This is a genomic window from Siphonobacter sp. SORGH_AS_0500 (assembly GCF_031453245.1).
GTDB lineage: Bacteria > Bacteroidota > Bacteroidia > Cytophagales > Spirosomataceae > Siphonobacter.
The window spans coordinates 100,635-124,006 of record NZ_JAVIYT010000007.1; the positions used below are offsets into that span (position 1 = coordinate 100,635).

The window sequence follows — 23,372 nt, forward strand, 5'->3', positions numbered from 1 at the left end:
GCTTTAGGAATGACTGGGTTTTCTGCGTTTGCGACTCACTTTTTCCTGAATAGACTGGAAAATCACGAATAGCAGCGGGATAATTAACAAGCCCAGTAACACGCCGGTAATCATACCCCCGGCGGCACTGGTACTGATCGAACGGTTACCTACCGCCGAAGCACCCGTAGCAAACATCAGAGGAACCAGACCCGCCACAAAAGCCAGCGAGGTCATCAGGATTGGGCGGAAGCGTTGTTGGGCTCCTTCCAGGGCCGCTTCCACAATCTCCATACCGGATTGCCGGGCTTTCAACGCAAATTCAACAATCAGAATCGCATTTTTTGCCAGCAAACCAATCAGCATAATAAGGCCAATCTGTACGTAAATATTGTTGGTAATCCCTGCCATGCCAATGGCGAGATAGACGCCTAAAAGTCCGGTAGGAATAGAAAGGATAACGGCCAGCGGTAATAAATAACTTTCGTACTGAGCCGCCAGCAGAAAATAGGTAAAAACCACGCACATGCCGAAAATAAGTACCATTTGGCCGCTTGACTCTTTCTCCTCCCGGCTTAATCCACTCCATTCGTAGCCATAGCCCGAAGGTAGCTTTTCGCTCAGAATTTTTTCGGTGGCATCCATGCTTTGGCTGTTACTATACCCGTCTTTCGCCATAATGTTGACCGTGATACTGCTGAAAAGGTTGTAGCGATTAATGACCTCCGGGCCGTATACTTTACGTAGTTTGACGAGGGTACCAATCGGAATCATTTCAGCATTCGCATTTTTCACAAAGACTTGATTTAATGATTCTTCGTCCATCCGGTAGAGCCCTTCGGCTTTTACATTGACGCGGTAAAATTTACCAAAACGTACGAAGTCACTCGACTGGGCTCCGCCGTAGAATAATTGCAAAGTCGTCAGAACGTCGCGGGGCGTGGTGCCTAGTTGAAAGGCTTTATCCTCATCTACTTCCACTTCAAATTGGGGGAAATCGCTGCGGAACGTCGTGAAGGCCATGCCAATGGCAGGGTCCTGATTTAGGGCTCCGATGATCTGCTGGGCTCTTGCATTGAAGGACTCCAGACTGCCGCCCGTTTTATCCTGCAAAACTAGTTCCGAACCATTCACACTACCGAAGCCTTCCACCGGGGGCGAACGGAATAAGCTTAATTCCCCTTCTTTTACGGAAGCCAATCGCCCGGTCATGGCTTCAATAATCTCATCCATGTCATTGATCTCACCCCGATCTCCAATGGCTTTTAGTCGGATAAAGCCTACGCCATAGGAAGGGCCGGCACTGTTACTGAGCAGGTTGAAGCCTGAGATACTGGTAACCGACTCGACTTCTGGCATCTTCTCTAAGGCCTGATCAATGCGACGAATGGCGTTGGTCGTAAACTTCAGGTTATTTCCCGGAGCCAGAGCCAGGGAGTAAATCACAAAGCGGTCATCTTCATTCGGTACAAAGTCTTTCGGGGCCCGATTCATCAGGAAAAAGGCAAAACCTGCCACGAGAGCCAACGCTCCGATACCTATCCATTTCTGATGAATCAGGAAACGAATACTCCGCACATACTTGGAAGTAAGGTTATCAAAACCCGTATTGAAGGCCGTCACAAAACGTTGTTTGAATCCCTGACCTGGTTTTTCTCCGTGCGTATTCTTCAAAAATAAGGCACACAAGGCTGGACTCAGCGTCAGGGCGTTTACCGCCGAAATCAAAATGGCACTGGCCAGCGTAAAGGCAAATTGCTTGTAAAACACGCCCGCCGGGCCACTCATGAAACCTACGGGAAGGAATACTGCTGCCATGACTAGGGTAATAGACAGAATTGCTCCGGTGATTTCCTGCATGGCTGAAACGGTCGCTTCCTCCGGTTCCATGTTTTCGTTCTCCATCTTGGCGTGTACCGCTTCCACTACCACAATGGCATCATCCACCACAATACCGATGGCTAATACCAGAGCGAAAAGGGTTAATACGTTAATGGAAAACCCGATAATCTGAAGAAAGAAAAAGGTACCGACAATGGCCACCGGAACGGCGATGGCTGGAATAAGCGTGGAACGCCAGTCTTGCAAGAACAGGAATACGACGATAAACACCAGAATGAACGCTTCCATCAGCGTACTTTTTACCTGATCGATGGACTGATCCAGTCGTTCTTTTACGCTTTGAATGATGTCATAGTCAACGCCTTTCGGAAAATTCTTACGGCTTTCTTCCAGCGATTTGCGAACGGCAATTTCAATTTCATTGGCATTCGATCCGCTCACTTGCTGGATAGCCAGCGTTACGGCGGGCTTTCCATTTTCGTAGTTGTCACTGTCGTAAAAGGCTGAACCAAATTCAATACGAGCCACATCACGTAAGCGTAAAAGTGAACCGTCGGGTTTGGCTTTCAGGATAATCTGTTCAAACTGCTCGGGCTGATTGAGCTTACCTTTGTACTTTACGATGTACTGAAGCGGAGCCTTGGATTCTTCGCCCAGTTTTCCCGGCGAAGCTTCCAGACTGCTATTGGCAATGGCGGTTTCAATGTCCTGCGGGACCAGATTATTGACCGTGAGTTTCTGGGGATTCAGCCAAATCCGCATGGCGTAATCTTTACTTCCGAAGAGCTGAACGTTACCGATACCCTTAATCCGTTTCAGGGCCGGAACCAGGTTGATTTTGGCGTAGTTCTGCAAGAAGAGTTCATCAAATTTAGAAGAATCGCGACTCAGCAAATTAAAGAACATGATGTTACTGTTCTGTTGCTTGGTGGTCGTGATACCCGCCCGAATAACTTCCGCCGGAATCTGGCTGTTGACCTGAGCCACCCGGTTCTGAACGTTCACCGCTGCCTGATCCGGGTTAGTGCCCTGATTAAAGATTACCTGAATTGAGAAAGAACCATCGCTTCCGGCTGTGGATTTAATGTACTGCATATTCTCCACGCCATTAATCGATTCTTCAAGGGGCGTGATTACCGAACGCGTAACACTCTCGCTATTACCCCCGGGATAAAGTCCGGCTACATAAATGGTAGGCGGAGCAATATCGGGGAATTGCATGACGGGTAAACGACTCAGGGAGATGAGCCCCAGCAGCACTAGTACAATGGAAATAACCGTGGCCAGAACGGGCCTATGTATAATATTTTTTAGCATAACAATCGGGAAATAGACCGCAACACGGGCTGTAATTACCTAAAGATCTTTATTTATTGAGCTACCTGCTCACCTTCCGTCACCAGTGCCGCGTCTTTCGCAATGATGCGATCACCGGGATTTAAGCCCTTCACCAGCACGTAATTATCTCCACTTTTACCATTGACGATAATAGCTATACGCTCTGCACGGTTATCTTTTGTAAGACGGAAAACGTAAAGCTTATCCTGAATGTCGGACACAGCCTGCACTGGAATCAGCATCACGCTTTCGTGGGTTTCAGGTAATACAATGCGGCCCGTGTTACCCGAGCGAAGCAAATGCCGGGGGTTGGTAAAGGCGGCCCGCACGCTAATACTACCCGTGCCGGTATCAAACTTGCCATCTACCATCTGTACCTTACCGGAATGTTCGAAAGGTTTACCATCGGCCAGAATTAGCTGAACCGCCGGAAGCTGCTTTAGCGTCTGCGTTAATGACTGATCGGACTGGCGACTGAGTCGAAGAAAATCCTGTTCGGTCATGGAAAAGTAAGCGTAGACCTGGCTAATGTCCGAAAGCGTAGTCATCGGCTCCGTATCCGTTTTGGAAGCCAGGTTACCGATTCGCTTCGGAATTCGACCGATGAACCCACTCACGGGAGCTTTCACTAAGGTAAAGCCAAGATTAATGCGAGCGGTTGCTACGGCGGCTTCCTGAAGAGCTACGTTTGCTTTCGCCGTTTCATAGGCTGTCTTTGCCGTTTTAAGCTGAAACTCGGAGGTAACGCGGCTTTGGCTCAACTCCCGGAATTTATCTACTTCCAGCGAAGCTTTTTTCAAATCTGCCTGAGCTGCCCCGAGGTTAGCCTGAGCCGTATGTAAAGCTTCCCGGTAAGGGGCATCGGCAATTTTAAACAGCGGTTGTCCCGCTTTTACATAGGCTCCCTCCTCGACGTATATTCTCTCCAGGTAGCCTTCCGCCTGCGGGCGAATATCGACGTTAACTTTTCCTTCAATGCGGGCAGGGTATTCTTTATGAAGGGTAACTGAATTCTCTTTTAAAGTAATCACGCTGCGTTTCTGCGGAGCAGCGGCAGTTTGTTCGGTCTGATTTTCGGCAGAAGTGGTACAGCCCGCCAGACCAATCCAGGTGAGAAATAACAGGGTCGTAAGGGTATAATTTTTAAGAGAGGGGAAGTGTTTCACGGGATTCTATCTTTTGATTACTTCAAAAATAGACCCCCTGCTATTAGTTACTGATGTTTTTGTGACTCATCCGACTAAAAACGCCCCCGAATCGGATTCAAACCCGACTGATTCGTTCTTGAATTTCAATCATTAATCCAGGATTTATACCCGCCAAATACGAGAAATCCCGAATAGCTACTACCATCCGGGATGCTTTACATGTGACGTACTTCAGCCACCAAACACGATATTAATTCCAGTAAGTACCATTTAATCCCAATACCGTACCCAGCCATAAGCCAATCATAAACACCAGTACACCTACCACCAGAGCGAGAGCTTTTCTCCAGTTGCTTCGATACTGAAAGGGATTAATAAAGGAAAAAAAGGCACCGCCCGCCGCCCCAGCCAACGGAACGATGAGGAGCGGCTTAATCATCCAGAATTTGCCCCAGGCAGGGTTGGGGTTATGGGCACCGAAAAGGAACAAACTAATGATAAACAGGGCAATCAATCCTCCAATGGCCATGCCTTTCCTAAGAGAGGCAATAGGAACGGAAAAGAGTCTGAGTGAATTTTGATGGATCATGAAGCTATGGCATTTCACGTGTTTATTTTATTAAAAGTACTTTGTAATGCAAAGTACAATACAAAAATCGGAAATCTATTCTTCTCATGACGAAAAAATTTCCATTCATGATTTTGAATACGAGGGGAGGGGGATGAAAAGTAGAGAGAGGTTCTTTTCAGAGTAGGAGATGGGCATATTTTTATTTTAAAAAAGGTAATTTTAGAGATTTTTATTTAACATAAGGGTAATTATGCAACGATTGTATTTTCCTAAAATATACTTGATATTAAATGGTTAAATTAACCAAAGTTAATTCTATTATAGATTATAATGAAAGCCCTAAATATGTTGTATTTTTTGCTGTCTATTAACTAATAAATAGTTTTGTAAATTAATTTATAAAACTATTTATTAGCGTCATTATCTGTTTCGTTTAAAATTTAAATTGTTTGTAAAATATAAGCATAGTAAACCACGAATAGCCAAGGGTGGTCGTAAAGATGATAAGATCTATGAGATTCTAAAAGAGGTTTCACCTTTATGGGATCACGCTTACCGAAGTACCTCCCCTGATGGTGATTTCTTAGTCGTTCCGACGCTCGCTCAGCCTTTTATTCAAGTGATGAAGGATGAACAGGGAAAAGAAATCGAGCGATATTGTCCACCCCTTTCGCTGCTCATTTATAGGGATAAAAATAATGAGCAGCAAGCCCGCTATTTAGTGATTTATCCCGACAAAAATACCCAAATGGATTATGTAGACCTCACCAGCTTTAGTGGTCGATTGGTGTACTATGATCTAGAAGGACAAGTAGTTGCAACTAAAGTGTACGAAAATGGGAAAAGATTTTCAGAAGCATCTGATTTTAACAAAAGTGGAAGAATCGGTGCATTTTGTAAACTTAAGTTTAATTGTCGATATAGTGGTTACGACTCAAATTCATCTCAAGCAGTCGTATACGGACGGTGGGAAATAGCTGAGACGCAATGTGCAACAACTTTTCAGGATAATGTTACTCTACGATATTATCATCTAGATGAATCGACGCCTATTTATGTGTGTGAGTATGATGCTCCTGATCAAAACCCACAGCCGTATCCTAGTTCCGGTGGTGGTGGGGGAACGACAGGTCCTAATAGCTTGAATTTAGCCTTGGCGAACAAGCCGTTTGGACTCTATGAGCCTAATATGCCGCCTTGTTCTACCTTTGCCGCGTGGCTTGATCTGGCTCGCTTCAAAGTGTCAGGAAATGCTAAACAAAGAGTGATGGATCTCTCACATGATGATAATATTAATTTTGGGCTAGTAAATGGAGTGTCCCCTAATACCACTTATATAGCAGATGTGTTAGACATTGATGATGCATATAGTGCGGTAGTGAACATGGATTATTTTGAAGTCACGGTTAATAAACTACCTTATTTATACGGCCATCAGGTTACAGCTCCGGAGCTGCTAAACTATATCCGACTCAATTTTATGCAAGACATTGGTGGGCTGAGTTTTATGCCCTATAGTTATAATGGTATTGATGATACCAACATTCCATTTACTAAAGCAGATGCCACCTGGACCGAATGGCAAAATCAAGTATTAACTCTAGTGAAGAACTTTCAAGGAAGTGCCACTATTCGGCCTAAAATTATCTATCGCCCTGACTGGAAACGAGTGAAAGATGTCAGAGATAGAGTCAAACCAATCAGCACGCTATCCAATGATTGTTAAAAAGAAACCGATCACTAAAGCAAGACGTAATCTACTGTTGTTAGGTATTGCTGTAATCATCTATCCTTTAGTAGCCAGTTTATACGTAAACTATGGCTGGTATATAATCAAACGAATATGGTCTTTTAATAAACCCTTGCCCGTATATGATGTAGGCTACCGTCCCCATAGCTATGGCTTTAATTCAATATGGATTCTATTGCTAGCATATGAACTTTGGTCTTATGTCCTGTTCATCCATTTGCCTTTTGTACGTGTTTTTGATCACTATCCACTTTGGCAAAGCAAACTCAAGAGTTTTTTAGTGTATGTAGGACTTTTAGTGGTAATAGATATGATTTTTTTGCCTCAATCTACCGTAGTAAGTTTTTTCGGACAAGAGCAAATAGGTCAAAGGTTAACATTATTATTAATTATTGCGTTAACAATTTATCCTTTGTATCGCTGGGTATTGAATTATCCGATTAAGCTAAAAAATGAGTAAGAAATATAGTCCTTGCTCGGCACTGCTCTAAAAGTTTTTTAGAGCAGTGTTCATTTATATAGCATTTTTTATCAGTATAATCAATAGATCTGAACTTTGGTTTTTTACACCGCTTCATATAAATTTTCTATTCTTTACAAGAATTCATAAATACCATTAAAAATATCAGAAGCCAAAAAAAATATAAAAATTGCACGTATGAATTTATTAATAAAGAGGGTGTCGTTAAAATAATTTACAATGACAATGCTGATTTTTTTAGGTTTGAAATTCAATAGTTTAGAAAGATTTGTTCCCGGAAGCATGACTTGATTAAGTCAAACCTAAAAATAAGTACTAACCGTAGCACCTTAAATTCTCAAGGATGTAGTTTTCTTTCTTTCAGAAGTTTTAAAAGTAATTCCGGCTCATCGGTTTGAATAACATTTGCTCCGTGATCAAGTACCATACTTAAACCTTTCTCGATTTGGCCTTTTCTTACTAAGGCATCCGGCTCGCCTAAAGCATTAATCCATACTCTGGCTCCCTGCTTTTTAATTAATTCTGAAACCGGGGCTTCATAAAAACTATGGTCGATATGAATCAGCTTAGGTTTAAATGAGGAAAGTAGCTCTTCTGCCTGAGTTTTGGAATGGGCTCTTGGCATTAATTGATCGGCGGCGTTTACCTGCCTGACCTGAGCTAGTGCGGTCGTATCATCATCAAAGAAAAACACCTGAGCACTCATGTCCATTTTTCTGATCATCTCAACAACGGGGCTAAGACGGTCGGTTTTCAGGTCCAGATCGATATAAATTTTTCCTTTGGCTAACCGCAGTAACTCTTCCAGTGTAGGTATTCGTTCGGAGGTTAATTTACCTTGGGAGTCTTTCAGGTATAAGGTGTTCAGTTCGGCCAGCGTGTACTCTTCTGCGTTACCTCTCCCATTGGTGGTTCGATTCAGTGTTCGATCGTGTAATAAAAACGGAATACCGTCTTTACTTACTTTCACGTCCGTTTCAATAATGTCAACACCGATCTCAATGGCCTTTTGAAAAGCCGGAATGGAGTTCTCGGGAAGGGTATGATGTACCGCCCGATGAGAAGCCACTAATACAATGGCTGGATTGTTAAAATAGTGTTGTAAAGTATTAAAATTAGATTGAGCCTGAGTCATTAGGCTGAACACGAGTAAAGTAAATACGGCTAAACAGCGTTTCATAGTAAAAGAGGGTTCGTATTAATGAAAAAATCCAGGAAACCTTTCGGCTTCCTGGAGCAATTGAACTGGGATTATTACCAGGGTTTAGAGGTTCCTTTAATTAGCCAGCTTTTCGACCAGGCACTGTTCTTGCCATCCGCCTGAGAATAGGCGGATTCTTCCAGTTGTTCTATGGCCGAAGCCGCATTGGCCTGATTAATCCGTATTTCATCGGACATGTAATAAAAACGAATGGGAAGGACTCGCCGATTGGCGGCAGGGCCAGGCGTTAATGCTGGTAAACCGGTACGACGGAAGTCAAACCAGGATTCTGTGGCGGCAGTCCAGCTAGCAATCCACTTTTGTTGCATGAGTTGCTCTAGCGTTCCCTTATATTTCACGCCTTCATTGGCGAGGTAGGTAGCAGCAAAAGAAGAAACGCCCCAGGTAGTCAATGAGGCTCTAATTGCTGATTCGTAATGCGTTTGAGCATTACCCGCCGCCCAGCCTTTTTGTGAAGCTTCAGCCAGAATAAAATGAACTTCAGCCGCCGATATCAAACGGGCTTTCAATAAGCTTCCCTTGGCCGCTTTGTATATCTCGTTCAGGTACGAAACGTGTGGGTTATACGAAAGCTGACCCGGCGTAGGATTCAGGTTATAAGACGAAGGCAAAGAGGAAACGCTGGGAGGTAACCCTACATAATCCGCATTGGTATTGATCTGAGCAGTACCTACTTTGTCAGGAGACAGGTAACGCTTGCCATCTTTGATTACGTCTGTTTTAGCGGGCAAGGTAGCGTCTACGACCAGCGGCACTTCTACTTTTTTGGCCCAAATTGCCAGACGAGGGTCATTAATGGCCTGCATCGCATTCACCAGCGTTGCACACATTTTGATGCGACGGTAATTACTTCCACTCGCATCGTATACCGTATTTGAAGGCCATGAATCTCCATCGTTATTTCCTACATAAGCCAAAGTGGCATCATCGGTGGCTTCAGTAATGATGGGGTATTGCGTAGGATTGGCGACGATTTTTTCAATACCAGCCTTTGCTTTCTCTGGCAATTTCCCTGAAATACGAAGGTAATAGCGTAAGGCCAGAGAGTTGGCCAGTTTACGCCATTTGGCGGGGTTACCGCCGTAAATCACATCAGCACTGGCATCAATTCCCTGGTATTCAGCCAATGACTTAGATAGTAGCGTATTGGCTTTCTCCAAATCAGCGAGTACGCCGGCATAAATGCTTTCCTGAGAATCGTATTTGGGCATGGTGTATTCGTTACCACCCAAGTCCCCTTTCAAGGCATTGGCGTACGGAGCATCGCCCCACAGGTCAGTGATCAGACCGAAAAGGAACGCTCGCATGGTGAGTGTAACTCCCTGATGAAACTCATACTTCAGGTCAACAGCCCGGTTATAGACCATCTGATTGTTCCGCAAAACGTCATAATAAGCCATCCAGCTTTGGCTTCCCGACCAGTCATAGTCATTACGGGAACTAAACCAGGCATCACCCTGCGTGTGTTGCATGACCCCGGAAATATCTCCAAAGCCTAAATTCAAATACAGCTTGGGGCCTTCGGTTAACACGGTTGATAAAACCAGGTTCGGATTAGCCACGTCCGCCTGAATTCCGTTCGGGTTAACGTTCAGTTCCGTTAAATCTTTGCAGGAGACCAATAAGCTGAAAACCAGCAGAAAGGAAAATTTATAGTACTTTTTCATACTTAGAAAGTTAGACCCAGTTTAAAGCCCACGGGGATTACCCAGGGCGTAACATTATACCGTTCAATACCCTGCTTGAATTGGGTGCCTGCCTGCGACCCTGATTGAGGCTGGAATGCCGTTTCAGGATCGATACCGATTTTAGCAGCCGTCCACAGCATGATGTTTCGGCTATACACCGAGAAATTGGCATTTTGTAAACCCAGCGAGCGAACGAAAGCAGAAGGCAGTTCGTAAGCCAGACTTACTTCTCGCAGTTTTAAGAACGAAGCATCGAACAGAGCTGCCCGGGCAAAACTCCAGGGATAGTTGTCGGAATAAGGAAGGTATTTTGTTCCACTGGAACCGAGGTTTTCGGTATAACCCGTGATGTTTCCTTTCGCATCGTACTGAGCAATCACACCGGGGTTGAACACACCGCCGTAGGGATAAACTACGCCGCCTGATTCGAAAGGGAAACTTCCATCTGCCGCTGTTGGGCCCCCTACTACGTGGAAGTGATTTCCATTCACACGAATCATCTGATCGGCATTCGCTACCAGATAGTTACGAAGAGCATCCCCTGACAAACCATTGGGGTTGATGACGTTTTTCAGGAATCGGCTTGTTCTGAAATCAGACTCCATGTACCGATAGGTCTGTGAAATAAAATCTCCCCCCTGACGCCAGTCAAAACTCATGTTTAGGGTAAGACGCTTGTAAGAAAGAGAGGTCTGTAAGCCTAACATGAAATCAGCGTTGAAATTGCCAATTTTATTACGGGTCTTCGTAGCTGTCACCGACTGCCAGGAACCATCTTTATCAAGAATAGGATACCCGTAATAAGGTGAGTTAGGATCCGTAACCGTTACTAGCTCCGCATCATAAATGTCACCGATTTTCTCTCCTACGTAAGTCCAGGCACCGCCTTTGGCATCCGTCCAGAGGGTATAACTTTGAAGGCCGTCCGAAAGACGCTTGATGGTCGTTGTATTTCTGGTAAAATTAGCGGTAACATCCCAACGCCAGCCATTACGATCCACGGGTGTGCCTCCCAGCGAAAGCTCCACGCCACGGCTTTCCAGCAATCCAGCATTAACATTTTTTGAAGAATACCCTGAAGAAGAGGGCAGCGTAGTATTGATGATCTGATTTTTATTGGAAGAAACATAATACGTTCCGGCGAAGCGTAAACGGTTATGCAGCAATGCTAAATCCAGACCACCCTCCGTTGAAGTAGCTATTTCAGGTTTCAGATTTGGAATTAGCAAAGTAGATGAAGTCCCCAGACGGGTGATGCCATTCCAGGCACCTACGTTAGCCAGCGTATTGTAAAGACTGTAAGGACTGGCATCTGTACCTACCTGAGCAACCCCGCCCCGGAGCTTCACCAGATTGACCGCCTGCGGCAGGTTAATCATTTCATTGATCAGCACGCTCAGGGAAGCGGAAGGATAAAAATACGAGCGACTATCCGCAGGAAGTGTACTCGACCAATCATTACGTCCCGTCACATCCAGGTAAATCATATCTCTGAAACCGAAATTAGCCAGGGCATAAAGGCTGTTAATCCCCCGCTGAAATCGACTGTTGGAATAATTAATGTTCGCCACTGCAATGTTCTGAACGGTATACAGATTAGGTAAAATCAGACCTGCTTTGCTTTTAGAGGAGGTCATCTGATCCGTTCCGTTCTGGTAACGCACATTCCCTCCAGCAGATACCGACAAATGGAATTGAGTGAAGTCTTTTTTATAGGTCGCTAAAAAGTCCGCATTGCGTTCGTAACGGGTCATGTTCACAATGCCGTACGCTCCTTTGGGTTCGTCTGTATAACTAAAGGGGATTTTTGTTTCCCGCTGTTCAGTATACGTATCCACGGCGTAACGAGCCATCAGACTGAATGACGGCGTGAGTTGCCAGTCCAGTTTCAGATTACCGAACATCCGGTCACGAACGAAGCTATTTTTTACTTCATGGGCCAGGAAATAAGGGTTGTTGTATTCTCCCGGAGCCTGCGAAAGCTGTTCCAGTCCTTCTCTACCCGAAACCCAGTAATTTTTCAGGTCACGGATGTCAATGTGCGGCGAAACGGCGTAGGCCCATTGCATGGGGTTCGTACCCCGGTCTCCCGAAGGTCGGTTATTGGAATTACTACGGCTGATGTCAATCGTACTGCTCAACGTCAGATTCTTATGTAGTCTGGCTGAGGAGTTTAAACTGAGCGTATTTTTGAAGAGATCAGAACCCGGAATAATTCCGCGATTACTCATGTTTGAATACGACAGGCGGTAATTCATCAGATCGTTACTGTTCGTGATCGAGACACCATTGGTCGACGTAATACCCGTTTGAAAGAAATTACGGAGGTTATTGGGGTGAGAAACCAACTCTAGCGGCACCAGATTACCATTGGCATCGCGTGGACTGTTCCATTGAATAGCCTTGTATCCTTTGTCTAATTCCGGGCCATTCCCCCCCGATGAGCCTTCTTCAATTTCCAAAACTCCGCCAGGATTAGGGTTAAAATCAGGGGTGTACGGGAAGACGCCGGAAGCAAAACGATTATTACGATCCAGAAAACGGAAAGGGCGATCCAGTACGGTATTCGTAGTCACCGAAATCGTCATTTTCTTGGATTTGCTGCCGTTTTTCGTTGTAATCAGCACAACCCCGTTACCAGCCCGCGAGCCGTATAAAGCCGCTGCACTGGGACCTTTCAATACCGATACGCTTTCAATATCTTCAGGATTCAAGTCTGAAATGGCATTCCCATAATCGACTTTATTATTCGAACCCATTTCGGTTACGTTGTTAAGCGTGTTTGCCAGCGGTACTCCATCCACTACGAATAAAGGCTGGTTATCATTGCTTAAGGATTTAGCTCCGCGAATCACCATGCTTACCGAAGAACCCGTTGGGCCTGTCTGGCTAATCTGTACCCCTGCCACTTTTCCCGCTAATGAATTCAGGACATTCTCCTGAGCTACGCGGGTCATGTCTTTCCCCTGCACTTCGCCCACGGAATAACCCAGGGAGCGTTTGTCCCGCTGAATGCCCAGAGCCGTTACCACCACCTCCTGAAGAGAAGCATCGCTTTCGACCAAGGCTACATCCATAACCGTTTTGTTTCCTACTGGAATTTCCTGAGACTGAAAACCAATAAAAGAAAACACAAGAACGGACTGATCCGATGCAGTAGTGAGGGAATATTGCCCGGAATGATTCGTTGTCGTTCCGATGGAGGTCCCTTTCAGTAATACGTTTACTCCCGAAAGAGGAGACCCATCTTTTGCTGACGTTACCTTTCCAGTGATGGTCTGAAAAGGTTTACTGGCCCAGGATTGAAAGCAGATCCAGGGAGCCATTAGTATAAATAATACCAATGACTTTTGAACAGAACTAATTTTTCTGATAAAAAGCATGATCTTAACGGTAATTTTAAATCATTTAAGCAATGGGAAAAATATAAATACTATTAAAAAATAAAGACTTTAATTCTCCTCTTGAAACCAGCAAATTTCTACTCTAGGATAAATACTTGGCTAATAGAGAGAACAGGTGTATCATCAGCTATTCAATAAATAATTAAGGTATGGATTAGTGACTACTTAGGCCATACCATTCGATCTCGGATGATTTTTTTACTAACAATGAGGTGATTCTTTACCGTATTTTTTGAAATACCCAAATCATTAGCAATTTCCTGATACGACTTTTTCTCCTGAATATTCAGAAAAAGAATTTGCTTTCTCTTCTCGGAAAGCGTATCCAAAGCATCCCTCAGTCCTTGTATGGAGCCATCTTCTTCCTCCTCCGGCATTTCAATGGCCTCCACGAAAAGAAATTGTTTTTGCAATAAATCCGACTTCTGAATTTCTTTCAAGCGATCCAGCGTGAGGTTTTTTACACTGGTAAATAGGTAAGACTTTAAATTTAACTCAGCTTTGAGTGATGCTCTTTTGATCCACATTTTCATGAAAACATCGTGAATGATATTCTCAGCTTCCGCCCGATCTTTAATCAGATCCAAACAGAATTTCAAAGCGGAGTGGTAATAATGTTGATACAGGCTGGAAAAGACAAAGGCTTCCCCGGATGCCGCCCGTCGGGACGTATCTTCTGTATGGAAACGCATAAAAATATTAGGTTAATGCAATGAGTTATTAACTTGGGTAAATAACTATTTCAATGAGTAATCGTGGGAGGAAATGGTTACCTTAAATTAAGGTTAATTATTAAAAAAGTGTTCTTATTTTGTTTAATATGCCGCAAAAGTAGAAGACCTTTTGCAATCATTCTTACGCAATTTGCGTAAAGTTGACCTCATTTTGCGTAAGGCCAAAAAACTTCATATTGTGGTAATATTACTTGCGATTAAGCTTCATATTAACTCTATTTTTCAAGTAAATACTAGTCCTTTTTGGGGGTTCAGGCGTATTAGTGCTAAAAGAAAGGAATGATATGACTATCTGTAGATTGGCCTTTTTACTTATTCTCGGGTCTGGAATCGGCTTTTCGCAAGTCCCTGACCAACCCTTTGAGCAATGGTACTCCATCCGCTATTACGGAGCCGTCCGTAAGGATGGTAAGGTTTTCAAAGATCGCAACAACCTTATTCAGGGCATTTCTGGAGGTCAGCTCTTTCTCCCGGCTCACGGGCGTTTTCTGCATCCGGGTGCGTTAGTACCAGATACGCGGTATCGCTCCATGAAATCCCGTACGCTTCGGGACATGGGGGTTTACCAACATCAGTTCTGGTATCTTGATGAGAAAAGCCTCTGGAGTCATGCCTGGGCGGGACGAATGGAGTTACTGCACCATATGCCTCAAGCAAAAATGTTTGCCGGTGGCCCCGATTTTAGCTTCCTGATTTCAGATAGTACTTCGCTGAAATACTTAAAAGATTCGCTGGTGCTCTGGCACACTACACTGACCGGAGAACAGGTAAAAGCCATTAGCTACGCAAGGCAAAAATTCTGGGTTCTGACTTCTACTCATCTTTATACGCTCCAGAACAAGAAATTACAGACGTTTTACTCGGGGGAAGGGTTCACCAGTCTAGCCGTTAACGATACCAGTGTGTATCTAGGGTACGAGAAAGGCTATTATCACTGGAAAAAAGAGAGTGATTTACCCCTTAAGCACACCCAGCTTCCCAGCGTACCCGTCAACACGGTTGCCCTCATCAACGGGCATCCGTGGATGGGCACAAATAAGGGTGTTTTCACGCCCAAGCCCGATGCAACGTATGCCTACTTTCAGGGTGAACGTTGGTTACCGGGCGATGAGGTCATTTCCATTACTGCGGGGCCAACGAACAGTGTGCTGGTTTTAACTACCCAAGGATTATCTCAGCTCAGTAAACGGATGATTACCCTTCAGGAGAAAGCATATTTCTTTGAAAATCAGGTCCGAACGCGACACATTCGTAATGGTTTCAACGCTTCGCTGGAAGGTATGGAAAAAGGAAATCTAGGTACGGGTTATCTCTCCGATGCCGATAATGACGGTCTTTGGACTTCGATGTATCTGGGGAGCCAGGCTTTTCGCTATGCGGCAACCAAAGAAAAACAGGCTCTGGAAAATTGTCGGGAATCACTCGAGGCAATGGAGCGGCTTTACGCGGTTACGTCCATTCCCGGCTTCCCGGCCCGCTCGTTCGAACGAAAAAGTATTAAGTCTCAGTTATCGGATACCAACGTTTGGCAACCTTCTCACCAACCGGGCTGGGTCTGGAAAGCTACCACCAGTAGCGACGAAGCCATTGGGCACGTTTTCGCCTTTGCCACCGTAGCCGAATTGGTGAATGAACCCAGCTTGCAAAAGAAAGCCATTCGACTGTTGGATACGCTGATGAATCACATCGTAAGTCATGATTTATACCTGATGGATTACGATGGGAAACCCACCAAATGGGGCCGATGGAATCCTGCCTATGTGAATTCATTTCCGGTGAACGTGGGCGACCGGAAGCTAAACTCTTCAAATATCATCGGTATGCTGCAAACGGCTTATCATTTCACGAAAAAGGAAAAATACCGAAAAAAAGCGTTTGAATTAATGACGAAACACGGGTATCTGGCTAACCTGACTCGCCCCATGAGCGAAATCGGTAAAGCTCCCGATAACGCCGATGAGCACAGTAAATTACTTTCAGAAGGCTGGAATCACTCAGACGACGAAATGTATTTTCTGGGTTATTGGGGACTTTACCGTTATGCTTTCAACGATACGCTGCGAGCTCAATACCGGCAGGCGATCATTGATCATTGGCAGGTGGAACGTCCTGAGAAAGATGCGACCTGGAATTTCTTTACGGCCTTAACAGGTACTAAATCCTTCGATCTGGCTGAATCCATCTGGTATTTACAACAATATCCGCTGGATCTGATCGACTGGCGTATTCAAAATAGCCATCGGCAGGACTTGCATTTCCTACCCGACAATTTCCGTAAACAAACGATCTCACAGGTCTTATCTCCCGCCGAGCGACCCATGCAGCGGCATAATCGCAACACCTTTATTCTGGATGAAAACGGCAACGGACAAAGCGAATTCAGTGCCGGAGATACCTGGTTATTGCCTTATTGGCTGGGACGATACCTCGGGATTATCAAGGCTTCTCCGTCGGATCATTCCCTATTATTTTCAAATTAATAGCCCCACCCCTAGTCCTTTTCGCAGCCTTTGCCGTATTACTTCCAGCGTTCACTTTTATTCTCATGCAAAAGCAATTACGGGCGGCCGTATTTTTAAGTATAGTCTTAGGATTATGGGGAGGACTTGCCATGGATCAGGGTCGTATCTTACTTATTTCTGCTCATCGCGGAGCTTCCGGCCTAGCTCCCGAAAATACGCTGGCCACTTTTCAGGAAGCATTACAGCAGGGGGCTGATTATCTGGAAATTGACGTTCGAACGACCCGCGATTCCCAACTGGTAATTCTGCACGATGGTACGCTGGACCGGACTACCATGGCTAACGGGAAAGTCTCTGACCGTACCTGGGGGGAAATAAAATCCGTTTCGGCGGGGAAAGGCTGGAATCATTTCACCCAACCCATTCCCACCCTTGAAGAAGTTTGTCAACTCGTGGCTCACTGGAACACCGCCCATCGTTCCAAAGCGAAATTATACGTGGATTGTAAGGCCGTAGAACCTCGGGCTTTGGTAACTATTTTAAGCAAATACCACCTGCAAAAAGACGCCGTGTATTACGGCAGCGATGCTTTTCTTAGTCGGTTGAAACAGGAAGATTCCGCTCTTCAGGTCATGCCAGGATTTCCTAAAAACGGCAACTGGCAGGAAAAAGCCGAGCGTCTGCAACCTTACGCTTTTGACATACCTGCGGAGGTAATCACTCCTGAGTTAATCGCTACCCTTCACCAGCATCATATCCGAACATTTGTTGATTTACTGGACCAGAAAGATACCATTGCCTGGTATCGCAAGGCCGTAGCCTGCGGTGTGGATTGCATCCAGACCGATCACGTCACTGAACTTCGGCAAGCTCTCACGCAGATGCCTTAAAATGAATCATTATGTTTAAAAAAACAGGTCTGCTTACCCTTTTGGCCGGGACCCTCTCACTGGCTCAGGCACAGGAACATAAACCCTATACCCCTACTGCCTTCCCCGACCGACTCATCATGGGTTATCAGGGAGCCGTCGCCACTTCTCAATCAGTAAACTGGCGGACGGATTCTACCGTAACCAAATCAACAGGTGCCATCGTCGAAGCAGATGCTTCACCGGATATGGTTGCCAAAGCCCAGACGGTTGAGGCTCAAACCGAACGGGTGGTTTTGGATGGAAAAACCGTGCATTACCATTCGGTTCACTTCAAAAATCTCAAACCTGCCACGCAATATGCTTACCGGGTTGGCGATGGTACGCACTGGAGCGAATGGTTTCACTTTACCACGGCTCAGGACAAGCCTGCACCGTTTTCATTTCTGTATTTTGGTGATGCTCAGAATGACATCCGTTCGCTCTGGTCGCGGGCCATTCGGGGGGCTTATGCCAAATTACCGAATGTCCAGCTCCTCTTACACGCCGGGGATTTGATCAACTCTTCCAACAGCGACTGGCAATGGGGGGAATGGTTTGAAGCAGGTGGCTGGATTAATGGGATGATTCCTACGCTGGCGGTGCCGGGTAACCATGAATATTTCAAAATGGAGAATGGGAACCGTCGGGTATCGTACCACTGGCGGCCCTCTTTTGTGTTACCCGAGAACGGTCCCCAGGGATTAACTGAAACGGCTTATTACCTGGATTACCAGGGAACCCGATTGATCTCGCTGGATTCTCAGGGAGCTTTACTGGATTCGCTGGTGCTGGAAAAACAGGCCAACTGGTTGCTGGACGTTCTCAAAAACAACCCCAACCGCTGGACTATCGTCATGCATCATCATCCCGTGTTTTCCACTTCTAAAGGTCGGGATAACGATGAATGGAGAAATCGCATGGAACCCATGTATCGAAAATATGGCGTAGACCTGGTCTTGCAGGGGCATGATCACACCTACGGACGGGGATTAAATATGCCGCTTGGCAAAAGCCGTAAACAACCCGACGGCCCTATTTATGTGGTTTCGGTGAGCGGTCCTAAAATGTACGAAATTGGCTTGCAAAACTGGATGGACCGGGCGGCTTCGAATATTCAGCTTTTTCAGACTATTCAGGTGAGCCAGGATACCTTGAAGTACCAGTCTTATGCCGTAACGGGTGAGAAATACGATGCTTTCGAATTGATCAAAAATGCCAAAGGAAAAAACAGGCTGGTAGATCACGATCCTGAATTACCCGTTGAGCGACTGGAACTTCCGGCGGAGTATCAGAAACGAAATACACCTCAGCAAAAAGAAGCGTATCGCAATCGTTTTCAGGAATATAAAGCCCGTAAAGAGGCCGAGCTTAAAAAGAACAAGTAATCGCTGGTATGCATGACGATAGGGGTTGATTTGGGAGGAACGAATATTCGGGCAGGTGTGGTGCAGGCGGGCGAGTTACATACCCTTCGGCGTCACATCCTGAAACGAAAAGACTCCCTTACGGATACATTAGCTCAACTCATCGACCTGATTCATCCTTTGTGTCAATATCCGGTAGAGGGTATTGGAATCGGGGTGCCTTCGGTGGTAGATGTGCAAAAAGGTGTGGTTTATCAGGTCGCTAATATTCCGTCGTGGGAGGAAGTGCCTTTAAAAGATATTCTGGAAAAAGAGCTAAATCTGCCCATCTGGATTAATAATGATGTGAACTGTTTCATACTCGGGGAACATCAGCACGGCCTCGCCCGCAGCACTACTTCTGCTCTCGGGCTTTGCATTGGAACGGGTTTGGGCTGTGGGCTGATTCTAAACGGTACGTTATATACAGGAGCGAACTGCGGGGCTGGAGAAATTGGAATGCTGAGTTACCTCGATCAAACGCTGGAGTATTATTGTTCAGGTGACTTTTTCACTGGTCGCCACGCAACAACGGCTTTAGAAACGTTTGAGCTTGCTACCCTCGGAGATCGGCAAGCGTTGGCTCTCTGGGCAGCCTTTGGCCGACATCTGGCTGAGGCTATTAAAGTGATTCTGTACGCCTATGATCCTGAAATTATTGTTATGGGCGGCTCCATTTCCAAGGCATTTTCCTTTTTCGAACCTTCGATGCGGGTACAGTTATCCGGTTTTTCGTATCGGGAAACCCTTCGCCGCATTCGGATACTTCCTACTGAAAATGAGAACAGTGGAGTAATTGGAGCCGCCGCGTTGGGTACACTTTCCGTTCCTCGTTTTAGCTAATTCGGGTAAACACCGCCATGTATAAAATTATTTTGCTGATTGATTTTTCCGAAGAATACAGCAAAGGCTTACTCAAAGGCATTACGCGTTTATTCCCGGGAGAAAGGTCCCTGGATTTTTTGCCGCATGCCCCTCTATAATCGGGAAACGTTGGGGATTGAGGGTATTCTCAATTGGGCTAAAGAGTGGGAAGCCAATGGCATCATCGGTCAGCTTTATAATGATACCAACATCAGCCAACTTGTAAAGTCTGGTATTCCCACAATTGCCCAGGATTTTAAAGAACGTTTTACCGAAATTCCTAACATTACCGGAGCTCATCGCGAGGCCGGAGCGATGGGGGCCGATTACTTTCTTCGCAAGGGATTTCGTCATTTTGCTTTTTACGGTTTCGAGCATATTGTCTGGTCGCGTGAACGTTCTCAGGGGTTTGAGGAACGGGTACAGAAAGCGGGTTACTCCGTTCATTACTTTGATAATCAGGAAGAAAGTAATGAGGAATTATGGTACTACAAGCCCAGTGCCTTAAGTCAGTGGTTAACCTCATTACCCAAACCCATCGCCATCATGGCCTGTGATGATCGTCTGGGCTTACACATTACCGAGACCTGCCGCCATTCGGGCATTCGGATTCCTGAAGACGTGGCTGTGCTGGGCGTGGACAACGACGAAATGTTCTGTGAAATTTCTGACCCTCCCCTATCCAGTATCGCTCAGGATGCCGAAAAAGGCGGATATGAAGCGGCTCGGTTACTGGAGTCAATGATAAAAAAAGGAACGGGCGAATGCTACGACATTGTGGTTCGTCCCACGCAGATTATTACCCGACAATCCACGGACATTTATGCTACTCAGGATGATTTCATTACCACGGCTTTAAAATTCATTCATCAGAATATCGATAAAAACCTTCAGGTAGAAGACGTCGTAGCCCAGGTTCCGCTCTCCCGCCGCTCCCTGGAGTTTCGTTTTCGGGAAACACTTGGCTTTCCCATTTACAAGTACATTCAGAATTTGCGGATGAATAAATTTTCCAAAAAGTTACAGGAAACGGATCAGTCTATTCTTGAAATTGCTCTCGATCTGGGCTTTACGGATACTAAAAACGTGTCCCGTCAGTTTAAACAAATTCATGGTTGCACACCCCAGGAGTTTCGGGCTCAGTTCAAGATCTAACCAGCCACCACACCCAGATAAGGTCAAAGATTTTATAAGCGGTATGAAAAACAAGAAGCAGACTTTTGAAAAGTCTGCTTCTTGTTTTGAGGGATATTCTAAAGTAGAAAAAAGGGAATGGCCATTATCAAAAACACGCAAGGAAGAATAAGCAACTTAGCTATCGTTGAAAATTCAACATACCTATCTTCTTCCACCAGAAGAACATTTAATGCGTCATTGAGATACCGCATATTTGTGATTGAGTAGTTATCGGCAGCAAATTTAACTATAAAGCTTCAGTTGTTGATGCAATCAAGTCCCAGTTTTTCAACTTATATTTTCGAAAAAGGTCTTGCTTTCTGTAAATAGCACTATTCCAAATGATCCCATTCTATCTATAAAAAAGATGAATCAGCAGTAGAGTTAGATAGAATAATATATGAACCTACCTAATAATACCTGCCTGATAACCAGTGAATCAGGGGTTTACTAGCCTACGTTTTCATTCTTTACAATTTCATAATTTAGTAAACTAGACTGAAATCATAGCATGAAGTATTTTTGCGAAAATTTGGGTTCTGTAAACAAAACGGGTGAAAAGTATTCGTTTGGCTAAATAAACAATCATTATGCAGTCTTCTTATACTGAATTAGAATCGCTGGTTGCTCTTTCTCAGGATAAGGTAGAAGCCTTTGATTTTCTCTATCACCTCTATAAGCAGCCTGTTTACGGAAACATCTTCAAAATCGTCAAACAGGAAGATTTAGCGGAAGATCTCCTTCAGGAGGTTTTCATTACTCTGTGGGAGAATCGACACTCCCTGCAACTGGACCGCCCCGTTGCTGGCTGGTTATTTGTCGTCAGCCATAATAAGGCGTTATCTTTTCTGAAAAAGAAACTAAAGGAAGCCTTAGTAGTGTCATCTTCGGAAGAATTTACCGAGCAGGCCTCCCCCGAAGAAACCCTTGACGAAGAAGAATATTCACTCCAGCTTTCGATGATTAAAGAAGCCGTTGACCAGCTTCCTAATCGCAAAAGAGAGGTCTTTCATCAACTTCGCTTTGAAGGTAAAACCACGGAAGAAGTCGCTGAAAATCTGGGCATTTCCGTACAATCGGTCCGGGACTATCTCAAGCAGGCCACCCGGCAGGTCAGAACGCATATTCAGGAAAGGGGTAAGTTTATGCATGCTTCTTCGGCTTCTATACTCATCATGATGCTGGATCAATTCTAAGACCCGGAAGCCCTTTTCTATTCTCTTTCTCTGCTTAACAATTTGATAATATCGGAAGGCATCCCCCTTTTCCGATGCCCGAGTATTTATAGTGTATGATGAAGGATGAAATCGACGACATACTCGAAAAATTTTGGGCGGGTAAAGCCAGCCAGACCGAGATCAAGTGGTTGGCTAGACAAGTAGACCTGAAGCAGTGGACCCAGGCTAGACAGGATGCTTTTGAAAAAAGCCTGAGCGAGCCTGAACCGCTATTGCAGCCGGAGCAGTCGGACCGTGTGTTAGCCCAATTGCATAGTCAGCTTCAAAGCAAGCCCAGTGGTACGCTTAAGAGAGTTAACTGGATGGGCTGGCTTTCGGGTAGTGTGGCGGCTCTGTTGCTGCTGGTTGCGGGCTTACTGGTTCTTCCGCATTCCACTAAAAAATCGGAGTTGTCAAGCCAGCAACCCGCAAAACCGGCGTGGCAACTGATTCTTAAAACCAATGTTACCCAAACGGTCATGAACGTTTCACTGAACGATGGTTCTCAGATTCAGTTACATCCCGGCAGCTCGGTTCAGTATTACGAACCCTTTGGCAGTACCTCCCGCGACATCAGTCTTTCTGGAGAAGCTCTGTTTACGGTTGCCAAAGATTCGCTTCATCCTTTCATTGTCCTGGCTAATGGGTATACGACGACGGCCCTAGGTACTCAATTCCACATTCAGGCAACGCAAGCCCAAGGCATCCGGGTGAAGTTATTGGAAGGGAAGGTAGTTATCAAGTCAACCGCTCAGGCGGGCATGCCCATTAAAGATCAATACCTCATTCCGGGTCAGCAATGGAGCGTTGACATAAGCCGTAAACAGACGCAGGTAGTCGAATTCCCTGAAAAACCCAAAACGACTCCAGCGGGTGTCCTTCAGCCCACCAAGCCTACCTCAGATCTAATCTTTAACAAAGAGCCTCTGGCCAAGGTATTTAACGCGTTGGGTAAAAAGTATGTGGTAAAAATGGATTACAATCCGGCAGATTTAGCGGGTTTATCTTTTACCGGAACCATTGCAACAACGGATTCTTTGTCCAACATTTTAACGTCTTTATGCACCCTTAACAATTTGTCATTTCAAAAGGATTCGAAACAGGTGATCATTCGAAAATCACCCTAATCACTCAGTAATCAATCTCTTATTTTCAATACCTACACTTCTGAAAATCAGAAGG

15 protein-coding genes and 1 pseudogene are annotated in these 23,372 nt (G+C 45.2%); 9 read left to right on the top strand and 7 right to left on the bottom strand.

Going from position 1 to position 23,372, the window contains the following annotated elements; all coding sequences use genetic code 11:
* Nucleotides 1–3: 3 nt before the first annotated feature.
* The 3 genes from QE357_RS22925 to QE357_RS22935 all read right to left on the bottom strand — a co-directional run bounded on the left by QE357_RS22925 (nucleotide 4) and on the right by QE357_RS22935 (nucleotide 4,896).
* On the bottom strand, nucleotides 4–3,138 hold the full coding sequence (locus tag QE357_RS22925; RefSeq protein ID WP_309713007.1) for an efflux RND transporter permease subunit: 3,135 nt from the start codon (nucleotides 3,136–3,138) through the stop codon (nucleotides 4–6).
* Nucleotides 3,139–3,191: 53 nt separating this feature from the next.
* Complete coding sequence (locus QE357_RS22930; protein ID WP_309713010.1) at nucleotides 3,192–4,325, bottom strand: efflux RND transporter periplasmic adaptor subunit; 1,134 nt, start codon at nucleotides 4,323–4,325, stop codon at nucleotides 3,192–3,194.
* Between the two features lie 232 nt (nucleotides 4,326–4,557).
* On the bottom strand, nucleotides 4,558–4,896 hold the full coding sequence (locus QE357_RS22935; protein WP_309713013.1) for a potassium transporter KefB: 339 nt from the start codon (nucleotides 4,894–4,896) through the stop codon (nucleotides 4,558–4,560).
* Nucleotides 4,897–5,323: 427 nt separating this feature from the next.
* Here QE357_RS22935 and QE357_RS22940 point away from each other — a divergent pair, with 427 nt between their 5' ends.
* Together QE357_RS22940 and QE357_RS22945 are read left to right on the top strand one after the other, a co-directional pair.
* Entirely contained in the window at nucleotides 5,324–6,604 is a 1,281-nt protein-coding gene (locus QE357_RS22940) for a hypothetical protein (protein WP_309713016.1), read from the top strand.
* On the top strand, nucleotides 6,594–7,088 hold the full coding sequence (locus tag QE357_RS22945) for a hypothetical protein (protein ID WP_309713019.1): 495 nt from the start codon (nucleotides 6,594–6,596) through the stop codon (nucleotides 7,086–7,088). The genes QE357_RS22940 and QE357_RS22945 overlap by 11 nt, the downstream gene beginning before the upstream one ends.
* Nucleotides 7,089–7,446: 358 nt before the next feature.
* Here the strand turns inward: QE357_RS22945 and QE357_RS22950 are convergent, their stop codons facing one another.
* From QE357_RS22950 to QE357_RS22965, 4 genes are all read right to left on the bottom strand, one after another.
* Nucleotides 7,447–8,289, bottom strand: coding sequence for a glycerophosphodiester phosphodiesterase family protein (locus QE357_RS22950; protein WP_309713022.1), 843 nt, complete (start codon nucleotides 8,287–8,289; stop codon nucleotides 7,447–7,449).
* A 74-nt stretch (nucleotides 8,290–8,363) separates the two neighbouring features.
* A complete protein-coding gene (locus tag QE357_RS22955) occupies nucleotides 8,364–9,998 on the bottom strand; it encodes a SusD/RagB family nutrient-binding outer membrane lipoprotein (RefSeq protein ID WP_309713025.1) in 1,635 nt (544 codons plus the stop codon).
* Nucleotides 9,999–10,000: 2 nt separating this feature from the next.
* Nucleotides 10,001–13,345 (bottom strand): SusC/RagA family TonB-linked outer membrane protein, encoded by a 3,345-nt coding sequence (locus QE357_RS22960; RefSeq protein WP_309713280.1) that lies wholly within the window; start codon nucleotides 13,343–13,345, stop codon nucleotides 10,001–10,003.
* A 239-nt stretch (nucleotides 13,346–13,584) separates the two neighbouring features.
* Complete coding sequence (locus tag QE357_RS22965) at nucleotides 13,585–14,115, bottom strand: sigma-70 family RNA polymerase sigma factor (protein ID WP_309713028.1); 531 nt, start codon at nucleotides 14,113–14,115, stop codon at nucleotides 13,585–13,587.
* A gap of 326 nt (nucleotides 14,116–14,441) precedes the next feature.
* On the opposite strand from QE357_RS22965, the gene QE357_RS22970 reads away from it, so the two are divergent.
* From QE357_RS22970 to QE357_RS23000, 7 genes and pseudogenes are all read left to right on the top strand, one after another.
* A complete protein-coding gene (locus QE357_RS22970) occupies nucleotides 14,442–16,637 on the top strand; it encodes a hypothetical protein (protein WP_309713031.1) in 2,196 nt (731 codons plus the stop codon).
* Nucleotides 16,638–16,702: 65 nt separating this feature from the next.
* Nucleotides 16,703–17,509: a glycerophosphodiester phosphodiesterase family protein gene (locus tag QE357_RS22975; RefSeq protein WP_309713034.1), complete on the top strand. Its 807-nt coding sequence runs from the start codon at nucleotides 16,703–16,705 to the stop codon at nucleotides 17,507–17,509.
* Between the two features lie 11 nt (nucleotides 17,510–17,520).
* A complete protein-coding gene (locus QE357_RS22980; protein WP_309713037.1) occupies nucleotides 17,521–18,915 on the top strand; it encodes a metallophosphoesterase family protein in 1,395 nt (464 codons plus the stop codon).
* 12 nt (nucleotides 18,916–18,927) lie between these two features.
* Nucleotides 18,928–19,776, top strand: a complete 849-nt coding sequence (locus tag QE357_RS22985; RefSeq protein ID WP_309713040.1) for an ROK family protein — start codon at nucleotides 18,928–18,930, stop codon at nucleotides 19,774–19,776.
* A gap of 17 nt (nucleotides 19,777–19,793) precedes the next feature.
* Nucleotides 19,794–20,952 (top strand): annotated as a pseudogene (locus QE357_RS22990) (substrate-binding domain-containing protein).
* A 611-nt stretch (nucleotides 20,953–21,563) separates the two neighbouring features.
* A complete protein-coding gene (locus QE357_RS22995; protein ID WP_307143715.1) occupies nucleotides 21,564–22,169 on the top strand; it encodes an RNA polymerase sigma factor in 606 nt (201 codons plus the stop codon).
* Between the two features lie 95 nt (nucleotides 22,170–22,264).
* The gene (locus QE357_RS23000; RefSeq protein WP_309713045.1) at nucleotides 22,265–23,317 is read left to right on the top strand and encodes a FecR domain-containing protein; all 1,053 of its coding nucleotides are present in this window, start codon (nucleotides 22,265–22,267) and stop codon (nucleotides 23,315–23,317) included.
* Nucleotides 23,318–23,372 lie beyond the last annotated feature (55 nt).

Excerpts from the sequence above, each read along its gene's own strand:
- QE357_RS22950 (WP_309713022.1), bottom strand. The coding sequence starts at position 8,289 with ATGAAACGCTGTTTAGCCGTATTTACTTTACTCGTGTTCAGCCTAATG.
- QE357_RS22945 (WP_309713019.1), top strand. The coding sequence starts at position 6,594 with ATGATTGTTAAAAAGAAACCGATCACTAAAGCAAGACGTAATCTACTG.
- QE357_RS22985 (WP_309713040.1), top strand. The coding sequence starts at position 18,928 with ATGACGATAGGGGTTGATTTGGGAGGAACGAATATTCGGGCAGGTGTG.
- QE357_RS22960 (WP_309713280.1), bottom strand. The coding sequence starts at position 13,345 with ATGGCTCCCTGGATCTGCTTTCAATCCTGGGCCAGTAAACCTTTTCAG.
- QE357_RS22925 (WP_309713007.1), bottom strand. The coding sequence starts at position 3,138 with ATGCTAAAAAATATTATACATAGGCCCGTTCTGGCCACGGTTATTTCC.
- QE357_RS22955 (WP_309713025.1), bottom strand. The coding sequence starts at position 9,998 with ATGAAAAAGTACTATAAATTTTCCTTTCTGCTGGTTTTCAGCTTATTG.
- QE357_RS22970 (WP_309713031.1), top strand. The coding sequence starts at position 14,442 with ATGACTATCTGTAGATTGGCCTTTTTACTTATTCTCGGGTCTGGAATC.
- QE357_RS22975 (WP_309713034.1), top strand. The coding sequence starts at position 16,703 with ATGCAAAAGCAATTACGGGCGGCCGTATTTTTAAGTATAGTCTTAGGA.
- QE357_RS22965 (WP_309713028.1), bottom strand. The coding sequence starts at position 14,115 with ATGCGTTTCCATACAGAAGATACGTCCCGACGGGCGGCATCCGGGGAA.
- QE357_RS22995 (WP_307143715.1), top strand. The coding sequence starts at position 21,564 with ATGCAGTCTTCTTATACTGAATTAGAATCGCTGGTTGCTCTTTCTCAG.
- QE357_RS22980 (WP_309713037.1), top strand. The coding sequence starts at position 17,521 with ATGTTTAAAAAAACAGGTCTGCTTACCCTTTTGGCCGGGACCCTCTCA.
- QE357_RS22935 (WP_309713013.1), bottom strand. The coding sequence starts at position 4,896 with ATGATCCATCAAAATTCACTCAGACTCTTTTCCGTTCCTATTGCCTCT.
- QE357_RS23000 (WP_309713045.1), top strand. The coding sequence starts at position 22,265 with ATGATGAAGGATGAAATCGACGACATACTCGAAAAATTTTGGGCGGGT.